14 protein-coding genes and 1 other annotated feature are annotated in these 16501 nt (G+C 47.8%); of the genes, 12 read left to right on the forward strand and 2 right to left on the reverse strand.

The annotated features are described in order from the left end of the window. Nucleotides 1-6: 6 nt before the first annotated feature. Nucleotides 7-498, reverse strand: a complete 492-nt coding sequence (locus G9F48_RS11315; RefSeq protein ID WP_014305520.1) for a hypothetical protein — start codon at nt 496-498, stop codon at nt 7-9. A 194-nt stretch (nt 499-692) separates the two neighbouring features. Between G9F48_RS11315 and hemA the strand changes: the two genes are divergently transcribed. The 8 genes from hemA (at nt 693) to ysxE (ending at nt 9758) form a co-directional block, all read left to right on the forward strand. After that, a complete protein-coding gene (hemA, locus tag G9F48_RS11320; RefSeq protein WP_003152628.1) occupies nt 693-2060 on the forward strand; it encodes a glutamyl-tRNA reductase in 1368 nt (455 codons plus the stop codon). A 7-nt stretch (nt 2061-2067) separates the two neighbouring features. Beyond that, nucleotides 2068-2898, forward strand: a complete 831-nt coding sequence (locus tag G9F48_RS11325) for a cytochrome c biogenesis protein (protein WP_003152629.1) — start codon at nt 2068-2070, stop codon at nt 2896-2898. 34 nt (nt 2899-2932) lie between these two features. Beyond that, nucleotides 2933-3874 carry a hydroxymethylbilane synthase gene (gene hemC, locus G9F48_RS11330; protein ID WP_077722658.1) on the forward strand — a complete coding sequence of 314 codons (942 nt, stop codon included), beginning with the start codon at nt 2933-2935 and terminating at the stop codon, nt 3872-3874. Continuing rightward, nucleotides 3864-4646, forward strand: a complete 783-nt coding sequence (locus G9F48_RS11335; RefSeq protein ID WP_156735613.1) for a uroporphyrinogen-III synthase — start codon at nt 3864-3866, stop codon at nt 4644-4646. Before hemC ends, G9F48_RS11335 begins: the two co-directional genes overlap by 11 nt. Nucleotides 4647-4648: 2 nt before the next feature. Beyond that, nucleotides 4649-5623 (forward strand): porphobilinogen synthase, encoded by a 975-nt coding sequence (gene hemB, locus G9F48_RS11340; RefSeq protein ID WP_003152632.1) that lies wholly within the window; start codon nt 4649-4651, stop codon nt 5621-5623. 28 nt (nt 5624-5651) lie between these two features. Beyond that, nucleotides 5652-6941, forward strand: a complete 1290-nt coding sequence (hemL, locus tag G9F48_RS11345; RefSeq protein WP_165409505.1) for a glutamate-1-semialdehyde 2,1-aminomutase — start codon at nt 5652-5654, stop codon at nt 6939-6941. A gap of 132 nt (nt 6942-7073) precedes the next feature. Beyond that, entirely contained in the window at nt 7074-8702 is a 1629-nt protein-coding gene (locus tag G9F48_RS11350; protein ID WP_165409506.1) for a LysM peptidoglycan-binding domain-containing protein, read from the forward strand. 33 nt (nt 8703-8735) lie between these two features. Next, on the forward strand, nt 8736-9758 hold the full coding sequence (gene ysxE / locus G9F48_RS11355) for a spore coat protein YsxE (RefSeq protein WP_070082724.1): 1023 nt from the start codon (nt 8736-8738) through the stop codon (nt 9756-9758). Between the two features lie 14 nt (nt 9759-9772). On the opposite strand, the gene G9F48_RS11360 is transcribed toward ysxE, so the two are convergent. Beyond that, the gene (locus G9F48_RS11360; protein WP_060674742.1) at nt 9773-9964 is read right to left on the reverse strand and encodes a hypothetical protein; all 192 of its coding nucleotides are present in this window, start codon (nt 9962-9964) and stop codon (nt 9773-9775) included. 172 nt (nt 9965-10136) lie between these two features. Further along, nucleotides 10137-10358: a binding site (T-box leader), on the forward strand. A gap of 58 nt (nt 10359-10416) precedes the next feature. Between G9F48_RS11360 and G9F48_RS11365 the strand changes: the two genes are divergently transcribed. The 4 genes from G9F48_RS11365 (at nt 10417) to G9F48_RS11380 (ending at nt 16430) form a co-directional block, all read left to right on the forward strand. After that, nucleotides 10417-13059, forward strand: coding sequence for a valine--tRNA ligase (locus G9F48_RS11365; RefSeq protein ID WP_070082171.1), 2643 nt, complete (start codon nt 10417-10419; stop codon nt 13057-13059). Nucleotides 13060-13117: 58 nt separating this feature from the next. Next, complete coding sequence (locus G9F48_RS11370; RefSeq protein ID WP_077722653.1) at nt 13118-14410, forward strand: bifunctional folylpolyglutamate synthase/dihydrofolate synthase; 1293 nt, start codon at nt 13118-13120, stop codon at nt 14408-14410. A 139-nt stretch (nt 14411-14549) separates the two neighbouring features. Further along, the gene (locus tag G9F48_RS11375) at nt 14550-15302 is read left to right on the forward strand and encodes a prepilin peptidase (RefSeq protein ID WP_060674737.1); all 753 of its coding nucleotides are present in this window, start codon (nt 14550-14552) and stop codon (nt 15300-15302) included. A gap of 126 nt (nt 15303-15428) precedes the next feature. After that, nucleotides 15429-16430: an SPOR domain-containing protein gene (locus tag G9F48_RS11380; RefSeq protein WP_165409507.1), complete on the forward strand. Its 1002-nt coding sequence runs from the start codon at nt 15429-15431 to the stop codon at nt 16428-16430. Nucleotides 16431-16501: the final 71 nt, after the last annotated feature.

Here is a 16501-nt window from a genome sequence, read left to right on the forward strand (position 1 = left end):
TGGGTTTTATCGTATAGTTTTGTTCCGCTTGATAAACAATAATAAAAGGCTGATTCCGATGAAAACATACGGCCAGTATGTTTTGAAGTGTTCCGTCGGAATATGGACGGACTCCAGCCACGCCGTAATTTGTTTAAAGAAGTATAAAAAGAGGGAAAAACCAATCATGGCAGCCGCTTCGTATACATATTCTTTTCTGGCAGCCGCAAATAAGGAGAATCCGAAGACGAAGAGAATCATTTCAAAATCTCCCGGCCACCATGAGAGCTCAGGTTTGGCGAAAAAGTGTAAACCTATGCCGAAAAGAAGCATGCCGATCAGGACGTGAGGCCCGGCCGCTTCCTTTTTGCCCTGATACAAGAGCACGGCTCCCAAGAGCATAAGGAGCACCGGCCATTCCCCCTGATTCGCAAACAGGTGAACCTGTCCGCTCTGAAGCCATGCGAATAATGAAGCGGCTAGCAGAAGTCCCGGTAATAAAATTGATGTTTTTTTCATCCTGTCACCTACCCGCAGTAAAGGATTTTTAGTATGATGATTACAGTGGAAACGAGCTTTTTATACTATAGCATAACATTTTTGAAATCTGTTCACATTTTCCCGAAGAAACTATGTTATAATTATTATAAATAATAAATTCTATGTTAGAATGATTATAAATAAATTGCGATGTACGGGGGTGCATGAAAGCGATGCATATTCTTGTTGTGGGAGTAGATTATAAATCCGCCCCTATTGAAATACGCGAAAAAATAAGTTTTCAGCCGGATGAGCTTGCAGAAGCGATGCTCCGTTTAAAAGAAGAAAAAAGCGTTCTTGAAAACATTATCGTGTCAACCTGCAACCGCACCGAAATATATGCGGTGGTCGACCAGCTTCATACCGGCCGTTATTATATAAAGACATTTTTATCCGAATGGTTCTCGCTGCCGAAAGAAGAGCTGTCTCCGTTTCTGAAATTTTATGAGAGCGACGCGGCGATCGAGCATTTATTCCGTGTGGCGTGCGGTTTGGATTCCATGGTCATCGGAGAGACGCAAATACTCGGCCAGGTCCGCTCGAGCTTTAAAACGGCGCAGGCAGAAAAGACGATCGGCACCATTTTCAATGAGCTGTTTAAACAGGCGGTGACCGTCGGCAAACGCACGCATGCCGAAACCGATATCGGCGCCAATGCCGTTTCAGTCAGTTACGCCGCCGTTGAACTCGCGAAAAAAATCTTCGGCTCATTGTCAAATAAGCACATTTTGATTCTCGGTGCGGGAAAAATGGGCGAGCTCGCCGCAGAAAACCTGCACGGTCAGGGTATCGGCAAAGTAACGGTCATCAACAGAACGTTTTTGAAGGCAAAAGCGCTTGCTGACCGTTTCTCCGGAGAAGCGCGCAGCTTAAACCAGCTTGAACATGCACTCGCTGAAGCTGATATTTTAATCAGTTCGACAGGCGCAAGTGATTTCGTCGTGTCTAAAGAGATGATGGAGAGAGCGGGCAGACAGCGGAAAGGCCGTCCGTTATTTATGGTGGATATCGCTGTGCCAAGAGACCTCGATCCGGCGCTTAACGATCTTGAAGGTGTTTTTCTGTACGATATTGATGACCTTGAAGGAATCGTTGAAGCCAACTTACAAGAACGCCGCGAAACCGCTGAAAAAGTCGAGCTGTTTATTGAAGCGGCAATTGTTGAGTTTAAGCAGTGGCTTAATACGCTCGGCGTCGTGCCGGTCATTTCGGCGCTGCGTGAAAAGGCGCTGTCCATCCAGTCCGATACGATGCAGAGCATTGAGCGCAAGCTGCCTCATCTGACGGTAAGAGAGAAAAAACTTCTCAGCAAACATACGAAAAGCATCATTAACCAAATGCTGCGCGACCCGATTCTGAAAGCGAAAGAGCTTGCGGCTGAAGCGGATTCAGATGAAAAGCTGAAGCTGTTTATGCAGATTTTCGATATTGAGGAAGAGGCCGGCCGCCAGCTGGACAAAAGCCTGGATAACCGCCAGACGGTTCATTCGTTTCAAAAGGCAGAAGCAAAAACGGGCTTACGTCCGCTTGTAAGTGAGTGAGGGCTGTATGATTGATACAGCAATGGCAAGACTTAATGAAGCGACAATTGTTATTTATGCAGTAAGCGTCCTTTTTTACTTTATAGATTTTCTTCAACACAACCGGAAGGCTGGAAAAATAGCCTTCTGGTTGCTTTCTATTGTCTGGACTCTGCAAACCGTCTATCTTTCTTATTTCATGTGGCAGACGGGCAGATTTCCGGTCTTGAATATTACAGAGGCCCTTTACTTTTATGCGTGGGTGCTTGTCACGCTCTCACTTGTGGTCACGCAGATTCTGCGGGTTGATTTTATCGTGTTTTTCACGAATGTCATCGGTTTCTCGATGATTGCGATCCATACGTTTTCACCGACGGATCAGCATTCGGCCGCCTTTTCCGGCCAGCTGGTCTCAGAGCTTTTGGTCATTCATATTACTATGGCGATTCTGTCTTACGGCGCTTTTTCCCTTTCTTTTGTCTTTTCGCTTCTTTATCAGTTTCAATATTCTTTATTAAAGAAGAAAAAATGGGGAAAATGGCTGTTGAGAATTGAAGATTTGTCAAAACTTGATTATATGGCTTACGTTTTAAATGTCATCGGGGTTCCGATGCTGCTGTTGAGCCTGATATTAGGCGTGATCTGGGCGTATGTGTCGCTGGAAACGCTGTACTGGTTTGATTCAAAAGTGCTCGGCTCGTTTATTGTGCTGCTTTTATACAGCTACTATTTATATATCAGAATGATTAAGGAACTGCAGGGGAAAGTGGCGGCGTTATGGAATTCAGCATGTTTTCTCGTGCTGATGATTAATTACTTCCTGCTCGGAAGCCTGTCACAATTCCATTGGTTCAGTTAACGCACGCGCCCAAACAGATTCGGGAGGAAAGAAAATGAGAACGATTAAGGTAGGTTCCAGACGGAGCAAACTGGCTATGACCCAGACAAAATGGGTGATTAACAAACTGAAGGAATTGAATCCTTCCTATGACTTTGAAATCCGGGAGATTGTCACAAAAGGCGACCGCATCCTCGATGTTACACTGTCAAAAGTGGGCGGCAAAGGTTTGTTTGTCAAAGAGATTGAACAGGCACTGCTGCATCAGGAGATTGATATGGCGGTTCACAGCATGAAAGACATGCCCGCCGTTTTGCCTGAGGGTCTTGTCATAGGCTGCATACCGAAACGTGAAGATCCGCGTGATGCGCTCATTTCAAAAGGGCATCAAAAGCTGGACGGCATAAAAGAAGGGGGCATCATCGGCACCAGCAGTTTAAGAAGAAGCGCCCAGATTCTTGCTGAACGCCCTGATCTTACAATTAAGTGGATCAGAGGCAATATCGATACGAGACTTCAAAAGCTTGAAACGGAAGATTACGATGCTATTATTTTAGCGGCTGCGGGGCTTTCGAGAATGGGCTGGAAAGATGATGTCGTATCTGAATTCCTCGAACCGGACCGCTGTCTGCCTGCGGTCGGCCAAGGCGCTCTTGCCATTGAATGCAGAGAGTCGGATGAAGAGCTTTTGAAGCTGTTTGCGCAATTTACCGATGAGTATACGCAGCGCACTGTGGCAGCCGAACGGGCTTTCTTACACGCGATGGAAGGCGGCTGCCAAGTGCCGATAGCCGGGTATGCGTCCGTCAATGACCGTGATGAGGTTGAATTGGTCGGTCTTGTCGCGTCTCCGGACGGAAAGACGATTTATAAAGAAACAGCGGCGGGACATGATCCGGAAGAAATCGGGAAACGCTGTGCGGCGATGATGTCTGAAAAAGGAGCCAAAGCACTAATCGACAGCGTGAAACAGGAGCTCGATCAGGATGGCAATTGACCTTCCTTTACAAGGAAAGACCGTGCTCGTCACCCGGAACAAAAGACAGGCAGCACCGTTCCGAAAAAAAGTGGAGGCGCTCGGCGGAACGGCTGTTTCCGCCTCTCTGATCGCTTTTCAGGAAGCGCTCCCGGATGAATGTGCGGACAGTCTGCGGGAAGACCTTTCTGAACCGGGCTGGCTTGTGTTTACAAGCGTAAACGGTGTCCGGTTCTTTTTTTCCTACCTTGGTCAGCATGGCCTTGCGCTTCCGGGACGGAAAAAAATCGCAGCCGTCGGTGAAAAGACTGCGCGCGCCCTGAAAGAGCGGGGAGCCCGGACGGATGCGATGCCTGACGAGTATGTGGCGGAATGTCTGGCTGATACTTTAAAACGGCACGCATCAGCTGCCGAACCCATTTCAGTGATAAAGGGCAATTTATCACGCGATGTCATAAAAGCGGAGCTTGAGCCGCTTGGCTATCAAATAAGGGAATGGGTGTTATACAATACCATTCAGGATGAAAAAGGCATGGACGAGCTGAGACGGGCTGCATCCCGCTCTCATTTTGATTTTATTACGTTTACCAGCTCATCGGCGGTGCATACGTTTATGCATGCGGTCGGAGACGGAGAAAAAGCGTGGGAAAACAGCGGTGCGAGCTATATCAGCATCGGCCCTTTGACAGAGAAAGCGCTCTTGGAATACGGGATCTCATCCCATGTGCCTGACACCTATACGATTGAAGGCATGCTGGACGTCATGTGCAGCATGTCGGGAAAGGATAGATAATGATGAATCAAACATTTAACAGACACCGCCGTTTGCGCGCGAACGCTGCGATGAGAGATTTAGTAAAAGAAACACGTCTTCACCCTTCAGATTTTATTTACCCGTTATTTGTCGTTGAAGGACTCGAAGGAAAAAAAGAAGTTCCTTCCATGCCGGGGGTTTATCATGTATCACTCGATTTGTTAAAGGATGAAATGGCTGAGCTGATATCGCTCGGCATTAAGTCGGTCATCGTTTTCGGCGTGCCGGAAGAAAAAGACGCCTGCGGTACCCAGGCTTTTCACGATCACGGCATTGTGCAGAAAGGGATTGCTGAAATTAAAAAGCATTATCCTGAAATGATCGTCATCGCTGATACATGTCTTTGTGAATACACGGATCACGGCCATTGCGGCGTCGTGAAAGACGGAGTAATCCTGAATGACGAGTCGCTTGAACTGCTGGCGCAGACAGCCGTCAGCCAGGCTAAAGCCGGCGCTGACATCATCGCTCCTTCAAATATGATGGACGGTTTTGTCACAGTGATCAGGGAAGCGCTCGACAAAGAAGGCTTCACGAATATTCCGATCATGTCTTATGCCGTGAAATATTCAAGTGAATTTTACGGTCCGTTCCGCGACGCGGCTGACAGCACGCCGCAGTTCGGTGACCGAAAAACATATCAGATGGATCCGGCCAACCGCCTGGAAGCGCTACGTGAGGCTGAATCAGACGCGGCAGAAGGCGCTGACTTTTTAATCGTCAAACCGTCTATGTCATACTTAGATATTATGCGTGATGTGAAAAACCGCCATCACCTGCCGCTGGTCGCATATAATGTGAGCGGGGAGTATTCCATGGTGAAAGCGGCAGCCCAAAACGGCTGGATTAAAGAAAAAGAAATGGTGCTGGAAATTTTAACGGGCATGAAACGTGCAGGAGCCGATCTGATTATGACGTATCATGCAAAAGACGCAGCAAAATGGCTTGCTGAGTAACGATTTCATTTGACGGGAGCTGAGGCAGATGAGAAGCTATGAAAAATCAAAAGCCGCTTTTAAAGAAGCGCAGAAACTGATGCCGGGCGGAGTGAACAGCCCGGTGCGCGCGTTTAAATCAGTTGATATGGACCCGATCTTTATGCAGCGCGGAAAAGGATCGAAAATTTTTGATATTGACGGCAATGAATATATCGACTACGTCTTGAGCTGGGGGCCGCTCATTTTGGGCCACACGAACGACCAGGTCGTTGAAAGCCTGAAAAAAGTAGCCGAGAACGGGACAAGTTTCGGGGCATCTACTGAAGTGGAAAACGAACTGGCCAAATTGGTCATTGACCGTGTGCCGTCTGTTGAAATCGTGCGGATGGTCAGCTCCGGCACAGAGGCGACAATGAGCGCTCTGCGTCTGGCAAGAGGATATACCGGCCGCAACAAAATTTTGAAATTTGAAGGCTGTTACCACGGCCATGGTGATTCGCTGCTGATCAAAGCGGGATCCGGAGTGGCGACACTCGGCCTGCCGGACAGCCCGGGCGTACCGGAAGGAATAGCAATGAATACGATTACCGTTCCATACAACGACTTGGAAAGCGTTGCACTCGCATTCCGGGAGTACGGTGAAGATATTGCCGGGGTCATTGTTGAACCGGTAGCAGGCAATATGGGTGTTGTTCCGCCGCAGGAAGGCTTTTTACAAGGACTTCGCGACATTACGGAACAGTATGGTGCGCTGCTCATTTTTGATGAGGTCATGACCGGTTTTCGCGTGGACTATAACTGTGCGCAAGGATATTTCGGCGTGACGCCTGATTTAACGTGTCTCGGCAAAGTCATCGGCGGCGGTCTTCCTGTCGGTGCGTATGGCGGCAAAGCCGAAATCATGGAACGAATCGCGCCGAGCGGTCCGATCTACCAGGCGGGAACATTGTCAGGAAATCCGCTTGCCATGACAGCGGGACTTGAGACATTACAGCAGCTCACACCTGAATCTTACCAAGAATTTGTGAAAAAAGGCGATATGCTTGAAGAAGGCATTTCAAAAGCAGCTGCAGCACATGGCATTCCGCACACGTTTAACCGGGCGGGGTCAATGATCGGCTTCTTTTTCACCAATGAGCCTGTCATTAACTATGAAGCAGCCAAATCTTCTGATTTAAAGCTGTTCGCCAAGTATTATAAAGGGATGGCCGACGCAGGCGTATTTCTGCCGCCGTCTCAATTTGAAGGATTGTTTCTCTCCACTGCGCATACAATGGAGGATATTGAAAATACCATTCAAGCCGCTGAGAAAGTGTTCCAGGCGATCAGCCGCTGATACCGAAAAGCCGATGCAAGCAAGACTTGTATCGGCTTTTTTCAATGCCTCCATTATCATATTTTCCCGGATTGCGGCATACACCTTTAGTGACATCTAATTGTATGGATTAGATGAAAGGAGGATATGAACTTGCCGCATAATCACCGATTGCAATTTTCTGTTGAAGAATCAATCTGTTTCCAAAAAGGACAGGAAGTTTCTGAATTACTTTCGATTTCATTAGACCCTGACATCAGGGTGCAGGAAGTAAATGATTATGTCTCAATTAAAGGGTCATTAGAACTTACTGGCGAGTACAACATAGATCACAGCAGTCATTTTGAAGAGCTTAATAGTGAGCTGAGGCATGTAGAGGAAGTGAGGGCGAGGGAGGATGGTACGGCCGAGCTCATTCATTGTTTCCCGGTGGACATCACGATTCCGAAAAATAAAGTGAGCCACCTCAATGATGTTTTCGTATTTATTGATGCCTTTGATTATCAGCTGACGGATTCAAGGATCTTAACCATTCAAGCTGATTTGGCAATTGAAGGGCTGCTTGAGGAATCCGAGCCAAAAGAGCCGGAGATCCCTTTGTACGTGGCGCCTGAATTTGCCAGAGAAGAAATGATCAATCTTGCCGGACATCATTCTGAGGACGAAAATGAACCAGAATTAATGATACGCCATGAGCCTGAAATACCTTTGACTGTATCAGAAGAAGCAGCACAAGAAACAGAGAAGAACGAGGAAGAAATCCCGCCTTTACTCAGGCAGGAGGAAGAAAAGCAGGAAACAGCCCCGATTCTGAGGGAGCAGGAAGAAGAGCAGGAAGCAGCTCCGATTCTGAGGGAGCAAGAAGAAGAGCAGGAAGCAGCCCCGATTTTGAGGGAGCAAGAAGAAGAAGAGCAGGAAGCAGCCCCGCTTCTGAGGGAGCAAGAAGAGGTGCCGAAACCTGTTTCCTTTACTGAGCCTCCTCCTCCCGTTTCCTTCCAGCACGAAGAAGAGCCGGAAGAAGCTGAGGAGCCTGCAATCATGTCAGCTGTGAGGAATGAACCCGTATTTGAGGATGATTCAGCAGAAGCGCAGGAAGAGCCAAAAGATGATATCGAACCGGTTTTCCCTGCTTTCACTCTGACTCCGCATGCAGAAAAACCAAAAATTGCGGAACAGCCCTTCCTTCAAAAAGAAGAGCAGCCAGAGGCCGAGCCGCTTCTCCGTCAGAGCGATCATAAGGCGGCAGAAGACGAAGGTGAGCCTGCGGTTTTTCAAGAAGAGCAGGCGCCCGTTTATCGTGAGTTCGTTCCGGAACGGCAGGAAGAGGAGTTTTACAGCGCTCCTAAGCTGCTTGAAGAAGAGGCTCATGATGAAGAAGGGTTTGAAATTGAGGTAAGGAAGATGGCGCCGCCGGAGGAGGAAACCGGGAAGCCTCTCGATTTGTCTTTTCAGTTTTCCAAACTGCCGCCGGAGGAGCCGGCGCAAGCTGAACAGCCTGAGCCGCTTAAGCCTGAAAGAAAGAATGAAGAAGCGGCACCGGGAACCGAGCAGAAGGAAAATGACAACTCTCATTACTTGACAAAATTATTTACAAGGGAAGAAGAAAAGTTTTCAAGAATGAAAATTTGTATCGTACAGCAGCAAGATACAATCGACCGGGTGTGTGAACGATATGACATTACATCCCAGCAGCTCATCCGAACGAATGCTTTATCGTTTGATGACGAGCTTGAGGAAGGTCAGCTTCTGTATATACCTGAATATAATAACAGCCATGTGTAAGCACAAAGAGGCCGTAAAAATGTGGTGAATGGAATGGAAGCAGTCCAATCAGTGCTTCAGGAATACGGGCTGACGGCTGAGTACATTGAGCCTGTCAGCCCGCATGTTTGGAAGGTCTACTCAAACTACGGCATTTTTGCTTTGAAACAGCTCAAGCCGGCCCGCAGCAGTGAATTTACGGATCTTATGATTGAGATTGAGGAGAAAGGCTACCGATCATTTGTGCCGATCTGCCGCACGTATGCAGGCGATTTTTTTGCGGGAAGACAGACGGAGAATTCTTATTATTTAATGCCTTGGCTTCAGTACGATCAGGAAGAAGAACGGGACCAAAAACATGTTTACCTTTTTAAAGAGGTCGCGAAGCTCCATTCTGCGACTGTGCGGGACATCCAAATCCGGACTGAAGATATCAGCCGCTTTTATGAAGCAACGAAAAGAGATTGGGAAAATGATAAACTTGTCTATGAACAATTCGCCGACCGGGCGGAAAAAGAGTGGTACCTTTCACCTTTTGAACTGCAGGCTGTTACGTATCTTACAGAAACGGTTTCCGCCGTCAATTTTGCTCTCGAACGTCTAGAAGAATGGTTTGACGCGGCAAAGGATCATGACAAGACGAGAGCGGTGATCAACCACGGCAGTTTATCGAGCCGCCACTTTCTGTATAATGATGCGGGATCGGGCTTTTTCACAAATTTCGAGAAAGCTGCGCTGGGTCCTCCGCAAAATGACCTGCTCAGCTTTTACTCCAGAATGTTCAGAAGCTATCCGAAAGCATGTCCGGAATGCCTGGACTGGTTTTATACGTATCACAAATCATTCCCGCTCCGTGAAGCGGAAATCAGCCTGTTTCTCAGCTATATGGCTTATCCGTCCGCCATGTACAAAGTGCTGAAACGGTATCAGACCGGCCAAAGGGGCTCTGAAAAAGAAGAGTGCACGCAATTATTAAGAGCGTTTTGGCAGATGAAAAATGTTGAACCTTTTCTCATGAAGGTTCATCAGATTGAGCGGGAGAAAAAAATAAAAGCGGAAAACGAGTCCTCTTCATAACGGGACTCGTTTTTTTATATCCAATCCAAATGCAGGGCGCACGCTAAAAACAGCAGGATGGCAAGCAGCAGGACATCAAAAGTCGTCGGAAAGAAAATCGTCCTGATCCCCTGAAAGATCGTAATCGGGATAATGACTTGCACGGATACAAGGCGGACCTGTCTGGCCCACTGGGGGAGCGAATAAGAATTGAATTTTTTTCTCACGGGCAATTCCTCCTCACATTCGCCTTTCTATGTATCGTATGTAAGGGAAAGGGCGGGGTGCATGCCCATTTATGTATGACGGCAGCGTTTTTTGGAAAAGATGATTGACGAATCAAAAACACTTTTACTATAATAAAGAACATAATAAATAAGATCATGAGCTGATATAAATACACCTGCTTTGAACGGGAAGAGTACAAGAAAGACGCATGAAGAGAGAGAAGCTACTGTGCTGAAAGGCTTCTTATGCCGTCTCATTGGAAGGTCGCCCGGGAGCACAATTTCTTGAACATACAGTAGAGAAATTCGGGCCGCACCCGTTATCCGTTTAAGTGCATGAACAAATCTGTTCATGAAAAAAGGTGGTACCGCGAAAGAGCTTTTCGTCCTTTATCAGGATGAAGGCTCTTTTTTAGTTGCTCAGCCATTTCTAAACATGCTGGAGGGTTATCATGGATACAAACGAACAAACAATGCCGACAAAATATGATCCGTCTGCGATTGAAAAAGGCCGCTATGATTTTTGGCTGAAAGGAAAATATTTTGAAGCGGGCGGCGATCAAACGAAACAGCCGTATTCTGTCGTCATTCCGCCGCCGAACGTGACGGGCAGGCTGCACCTCGGACATGCGTGGGATACGACGCTGCAAGATATCGTTACACGTATGAAACGCATGCAGGGCTATGACGTGCTCTGGCTTCCGGGCATGGATCACGCCGGCATCGCCACTCAGGCAAAAGTCGAAGCGAAACTCCGCGAGCAGGGCACAAGCCGTTACGACCTCGGCCGTGAAAAATTTTTAGAAGAAACGTGGAAGTGGAAAGAAGAGTATGCTGATTTCATCCGCAGCCAATGGGCCAAGATGGGACTCGGACTCGATTATTCACGCGAACGTTTCACTCTTGATGAAGGGCTGAACAAAGCCGTGCGTGAAGTATTCGTCAAGTTGTACGAAAAAGGCTTGATTTACAGAGGCGAATATATCATCAACTGGGACCCTGCCACAAAAACGGCTTTATCCGATATTGAAGTGATTTACAAAGACGTACAGGGCGCGTTTTATCATTTGCGCTACCCGTTAGCAGACGGTTCAGGCTCAATTGAAATCGCGACCACCCGTCCGGAAACGATGCTTGGCGACACGGCTGTCGCGGTTCATCCTGAAGATGAGCGCTACAAGCACTTAATCGGCAAAACGGTGATTCTGCCGATTACAAACCGCGAAATTCCGATCGTCGGCGATGATTATGTTGATATGGAATTCGGATCAGGCGCCGTTAAAATCACGCCTGCCCATGACCCGAATGACTTTGAACTCGGAAACCGCCACAATTTAGAGCGGATTCTCGTCATGAATGAAGACGGAACAATGAATGAAAAAGCGCTGCAATATAACGGCATGGACCGGTTTGAATGCCGCAAAAAACTCGTCAAAGATCTTCAGGAATCCGGCGTTCTCTTTAAAATCGAAGACCATATGCATTCCGTCGGCCACAGTGAGAGAAGCGGCGCCGTTGTTGAGCCGTACCTGTCCACACAATGGTTTGTCAAAATGCAGCCGCTGGCCGATGCTGCGGTTGACCTTCAGGCAAAAGAAGAGAAAGTTCACTTCGTTCCTGACCGGTTCGAGAAAACGTACCTGCACTGGATGGAAAACATCCGTGATTGGTGTATTTCCCGTCAGCTGTGGTGGGGCCACCGCATCCCGGCTTGGTATCATAAAGAAACAAAAGAAGTGTACGTCGGCCTTGAGGCGCCTGAGGACAGCGAAAATTGGGAACAGGATTCAGACGTGCTTGATACATGGTTCAGCTCCGCGCTTTGGCCGTTTTCTACAATGGGCTGGCCTGATGAAAACGCTGAAGACTTTAAGCGGTATTACTCGACCGATGTTCTTGTAACGGGATATGACATCATTTTCTTCTGGGTATCCCGGATGATTTTCCAAGGTCTTGAGTTTACCGGCGAGCGTCCGTTCAAAGACGTGCTGATTCACGGCTTAATCCGTGACGAGCAGGGCAGAAAAATGAGTAAATCCCTTGGGAACGGCGTGGACCCGATGGATGTCATCGACAAGTACGGAGCGGATTCCCTGCGCTATTTCCTGGCAACCGGAAGTTCACCGGGACAGGATCTCCGTTTCAGCTATGAAAAAGTGGAATCCACATGGAATTTCGCAAATAAAATTTGGAACGCCTCCCGTTTTGCATTAATGAACATGGACGGCATGACGTATGACGAGCTTGATCTGTCCGGTGAAAAATCAGTTGCTGATAAGTGGATCCTGACAAGACTGAATGAAACGATAGAAGACGTAACACAGCTTGCGGATCGTTATGAATTCGGTGAAGTCGGACGCCACCTGTACAACTTTATCTGGGACGATGTGTGCGACTGGTATATCGAAATGGCGAAGCTTCCGCTGTACGGGGAAGATGAAGCGGCGAAGAAAACAACCCGGTCTGTTCTGGCATACGTGCTTGACCAGACGATGCGTCTTCTTCACCCGTTTATGCCATTCTTAACGGAAGAAATCTGGCAGCACCTTCCTCATGAAGGCGAGTCAATCACGATCAGCTCTTGGCCGGTTCCGGTGCCGGAACATACGGATAAAGAGGCAGCGGCGGATATGAAACTGCTCGTTGAATTAATCCGTTCTGTCCGCAATATCCGGAGCGAAGTCAACACGCCGATGAGCAAGCAGGTTGAACTTTACATTAAAACATCTACCGAAGACATTGCCGGCCGCCTTGAGAAGAACCGTTCTTACGTTGAACGCTTTACGAATCCGAGCACGCTGAAAATCGGGACGGATATCACTGCGGCAGACAAAGCGATGACAGCGGTCGTCACCGGAGCGGAAGTCATTCTGCCGCTTGAAGGGCTGATTAACATTGATGAGGAGATCGCCCGTCTGCAAAAAGAATTCGACAAGCTGACAAAAGAAGTCGAACGCGTTCAGAAAAAACTCGGCAACGAAGGATTCATTAAAAAAGCTCCTGAGCATGTCATTGAAGAAGAACGCGGAAAAGAGAAAGACTACACGGCAAAACGCGAAGCTGTCCGGCAGCGGATTGCAGAGCTGAAAGGCTGATAAAACAGCGGGGCGGTTTCCTAAGAAACCGCCTTGTCGTATAAAAGAGGGGATTTCATTGTTTAATACGTACAAAGAAGCGATCAGCTGGATTCACGGCAGACTCAAGTTCGGCGTTAAGCCGGGCCTTCTCCGTATGGAAAAGCTGATGGAAAAACTGGAACACCCGGAAAAGAACATTCGCGCCATTCATGTGGCGGGCACAAACGGCAAAGGATCAACCGTCTCTTTTATCCGTTCCGTGCTTCAAGAAGCCGGTTATACGGTCGGCACGTTCACATCGCCTTACATGATTACGTTTAATGAGCGTATCAGCGTCAACGGCACGCCGATTACCGATGAGGAATGGAGAACGCTTGTTAATGACATAAAACCGATAGTCGATGAGCTTGATAAGACTGATGCCGGAACGGTGACAGAATTTGAAATCATTACAGCGTGTGCATTTTTATATTTTGCGAAGCGGGCTGATATCGATTTTGTTATTTTTGAAGCGGGGCTCGGCGGCACATTTGATTCAACCAATATTGTGAAACCGCTCCTGTCGGTCATTACAAGTATCGGACATGACCATATGGCCATTTTAGGCAATACCATCGAGGAGATCGCCGGGCAGAAAGCCGGTATCATTAAAAATTCCATTCCGGTCATTACGGGCGTCAATCAGCCGGAAGCACTCGGCGTTATTGAAGCGGAAGCCGAAAAAAAGCAGGCTCCGTATCAGTCACTTTATAAAACGTGCAGACTGTTTAATGAAGCGGCGCTTCCGTCCGGCGAAAGCTTTTCGCTGGAAACAGAAACGAAATGCTATGAAAACATTCAAACGTCGCTGATCGGCATTCACCAAAGGCAGAATGCGGCATTGGCGATATTGGCCGCTGAATGGCTGAATCGCCTGGAAGCCGCAGTCATTTCAGAAGAAGCGATGCGAAACGGCCTGAAAAAAGCTTCCTGGCCGGGCCGGTTTGAACGTCTTCAAAGCCGCCCTTTAGTGTTTGCGGACGGCGCGCATAACGAAGAGGGCGTTGAAACGCTGACAGAAACGATCAGGCAGCGCTTTGCCGATAAAAACGTCCATGTCGTATTCAGCGCATTAAAAGACAAACCGTATCAGGAAATGATTAAAAAGCTTGAAACCGAAGCAGATTCCATTCACTTTGTATCATTTGACTTTCCGCGTGCTTCAAGCGCCGAAGCTCTTTACAATGCAAGCAGTCTTGCGTCTAAGAGCTTCGATGAGAACCCGGACAGTGTGAAAGAATGGATAGAACAAAAAGACGGGGCGGATGATGTCATCATCATTACCGGCTCCTTATATTTTATTTCAGAAATGAGAAAGCGGCTTATCTGACAGCCCCTCGGATGCCCGGCAGACCATTTTCCGGTTTTGCCGGGTGTTTTTATGCTGAAAATATATTTTCAGCCATTTCAGTCATGGTGTTTTTCTTTGCTATAATCTGAGCCAGATTGATAGTAAAGGTGTGGTCTGAGTGCTTTTGATTCTGTTTTTTCTCGGCTTGATTTTCGGTTCTTTTTTTTATACAGCAGCGTGCCGTATCCCGCTTCGAATCTCGGTTATTTCGCCGCGTTCAGCCTGCTCGTTCTGCGGCTTGCCGCTCTCCTGGGGGGAGCTTGTGCCCGTCGTCTCCTATATTCTGCAAAGAGGCAGATGCAGAAACTGCCGTGCGAAGCTGTCGGTTATGTATCCGGCGGCGGAATGCTGGACGGCGTGTTTATTCACGGCTGCAGGCATTCATTTCGGTTTCTCAAAAGAACTGTTAGTCGCGCTGTTATTTCTGTCTCTGCTCATGATTGTTACTATGACGGATCTGCAATATATGCTGATTCCTGACAAAGTTCTGCTGTTTTTTCTTCCGCTTTTCATCGCCGGCCGTATGTTTTCTCCGCTGGATTCATGGTATGCGGGTTTTGCCGGAGCTGTTTGCGGATTTTTTCTGCTAGTTTTTATCATGTTTGTCAGTAAAGGAGGCATCGGCGCAGGTGATGTGAAACTGTTTGGGGTGATCGGCCTGACGCTCGGCGTGAAGCTCGTGCTCATTGCATTCTTTCTTTCCGTTATGATCGGAGCCGTATACGGTATGTGCGCCGCAGCCCGGGGCAGGCTTGGTAAAAAGCAGCCATTTCCGTTTGCGCCGGCCATCTCAGCCGGGAGCGCTTTGAGTTATTTATACGGAGAAGAGCTGTTTTCGTTTTACATCAAGCTCGCTTCAGGCGGGGCTTGAAAAATTTGGCGAACGTTTTTTGGACAAGACGACAAAAGTCTTGTTCTTTTTTTTTTCGCCTATGCTAAAGTGTGAACCATGATCAGTTCAAGGTACGGCCAAGACGAATGCAAGGGGGAAGAGACGTTGAAAAAAAGGAAGAGCAAAAAGAACAGCAAAGCTAAAAACAATGCCCTTAAAGTAACCATTAACGGACAAGAAGAAACGATGTATGGACAAGAAGATGTGAATGAAGGCGGGGAGAAGACCGTCACATTTTCCAATTGGGAAGAAACAAAAAAGGCGGAACAGGAGACCGCCGCTTCCCATGAAGATCCGAAAGAAGAAGATTTCAATTGGGATCATGAGAAGAATTCTGAGGTATTTGAAGATGACCCGAAAGTCGTTCCGCCATACCAGAAGAAAAAAACAGGCCCTCATTTTCCGAAAAAAAAGCAGCCGTCTTCTCCAGTTAAAAAAGCGGTCACGACAATTGCCGTTGCGGCTGTTTTAGGCACCGGACTCGGCCTTGTTGCCTTAAATATGTCGGGAAGTAAAGAAGCCTCCGCTCCGGCGTCAGCTGACAAAGGTTCACAAGGGCAGACAGTGAAAGCGGGAGATGTTTCTAAAGACAAATCTGAAACAGCCGGCACAGGAGATGCGGAATCTTCAGCGGGAAACTATAAAACATATGCAGTGCAGGCCGGAAAATTTTCATCAGAAAAAGGAGCGCAAACGCTTGTTGACCAGCTGACTGAAAAAGGATACTCGGCCGTCTCTCTGGCAAAAGAAGACGGATACACATACGTGATCGCCGGGCTTGCAGCGGAAAAAAGCTTATCACAGCAATTGGGTCAGACACTGATAGACCATGATTTTGAGGCTTGGGGCGGAAAAGAGCTCAGCTTTGCGGTCGATTCAGGGCTGGAAGACTCTTTTAAACAGGCATCTGAGCTCTCCGCCAAAGCGATTACCGGCAAAGATCTTTCAAAAACGGAAGTGGCTGAAGCGGCAAAAGCGGCAGACGGTGCAGACGCCGCTGACAAAAAGCAGAAAGAGGCCGTGCTTCAAGCGCTGAAAGAGCTGGAAACGTCGGGGGCAGAATCCGGCTGGAAAGCCCAAAAAGAGCTTTTAAGTGTTGTAAAATAGTATCTCATTTCCCGTCATCCGGCGGGATTTTTTATTTTGTCATCAAAAAGTTATTTTTCTGAAATTGTGGT

Origin of the sequence: Bacillus sp. EKM420B, assembly GCF_011065565.1 — a bacterium.
GTDB classification, from domain to species: Bacteria; Bacillota; Bacilli; order Bacillales; family Bacillaceae; genus Bacillus; species Bacillus velezensis.

Coding starts and splice junctions, on each gene's coding strand:
- G9F48_RS11315 (WP_014305520.1), bottom strand. CDS start 498: ATGAAAAAAACATCAATTTTATTACCGGGACTTCTGCTAGCCGCTTCA.
- hemA (WP_003152628.1), top strand. CDS start 693: ATGCATATTCTTGTTGTGGGAGTAGATTATAAATCCGCCCCTATTGAA.
- G9F48_RS11325 (WP_003152629.1), top strand. CDS start 2,068: ATGATTGATACAGCAATGGCAAGACTTAATGAAGCGACAATTGTTATT.
- hemC (WP_077722658.1), top strand. CDS start 2,933: ATGAGAACGATTAAGGTAGGTTCCAGACGGAGCAAACTGGCTATGACC.
- G9F48_RS11335 (WP_156735613.1), top strand. CDS start 3,864: ATGGCAATTGACCTTCCTTTACAAGGAAAGACCGTGCTCGTCACCCGG.
- hemB (WP_003152632.1), top strand. CDS start 4,649: ATGAATCAAACATTTAACAGACACCGCCGTTTGCGCGCGAACGCTGCG.
- hemL (WP_165409505.1), top strand. CDS start 5,652: ATGAGAAGCTATGAAAAATCAAAAGCCGCTTTTAAAGAAGCGCAGAAA.
- ysxE (WP_070082724.1), top strand. CDS start 8,736: ATGGAAGCAGTCCAATCAGTGCTTCAGGAATACGGGCTGACGGCTGAG.
- G9F48_RS11365 (WP_070082171.1), top strand. CDS start 10,417: ATGGATACAAACGAACAAACAATGCCGACAAAATATGATCCGTCTGCG.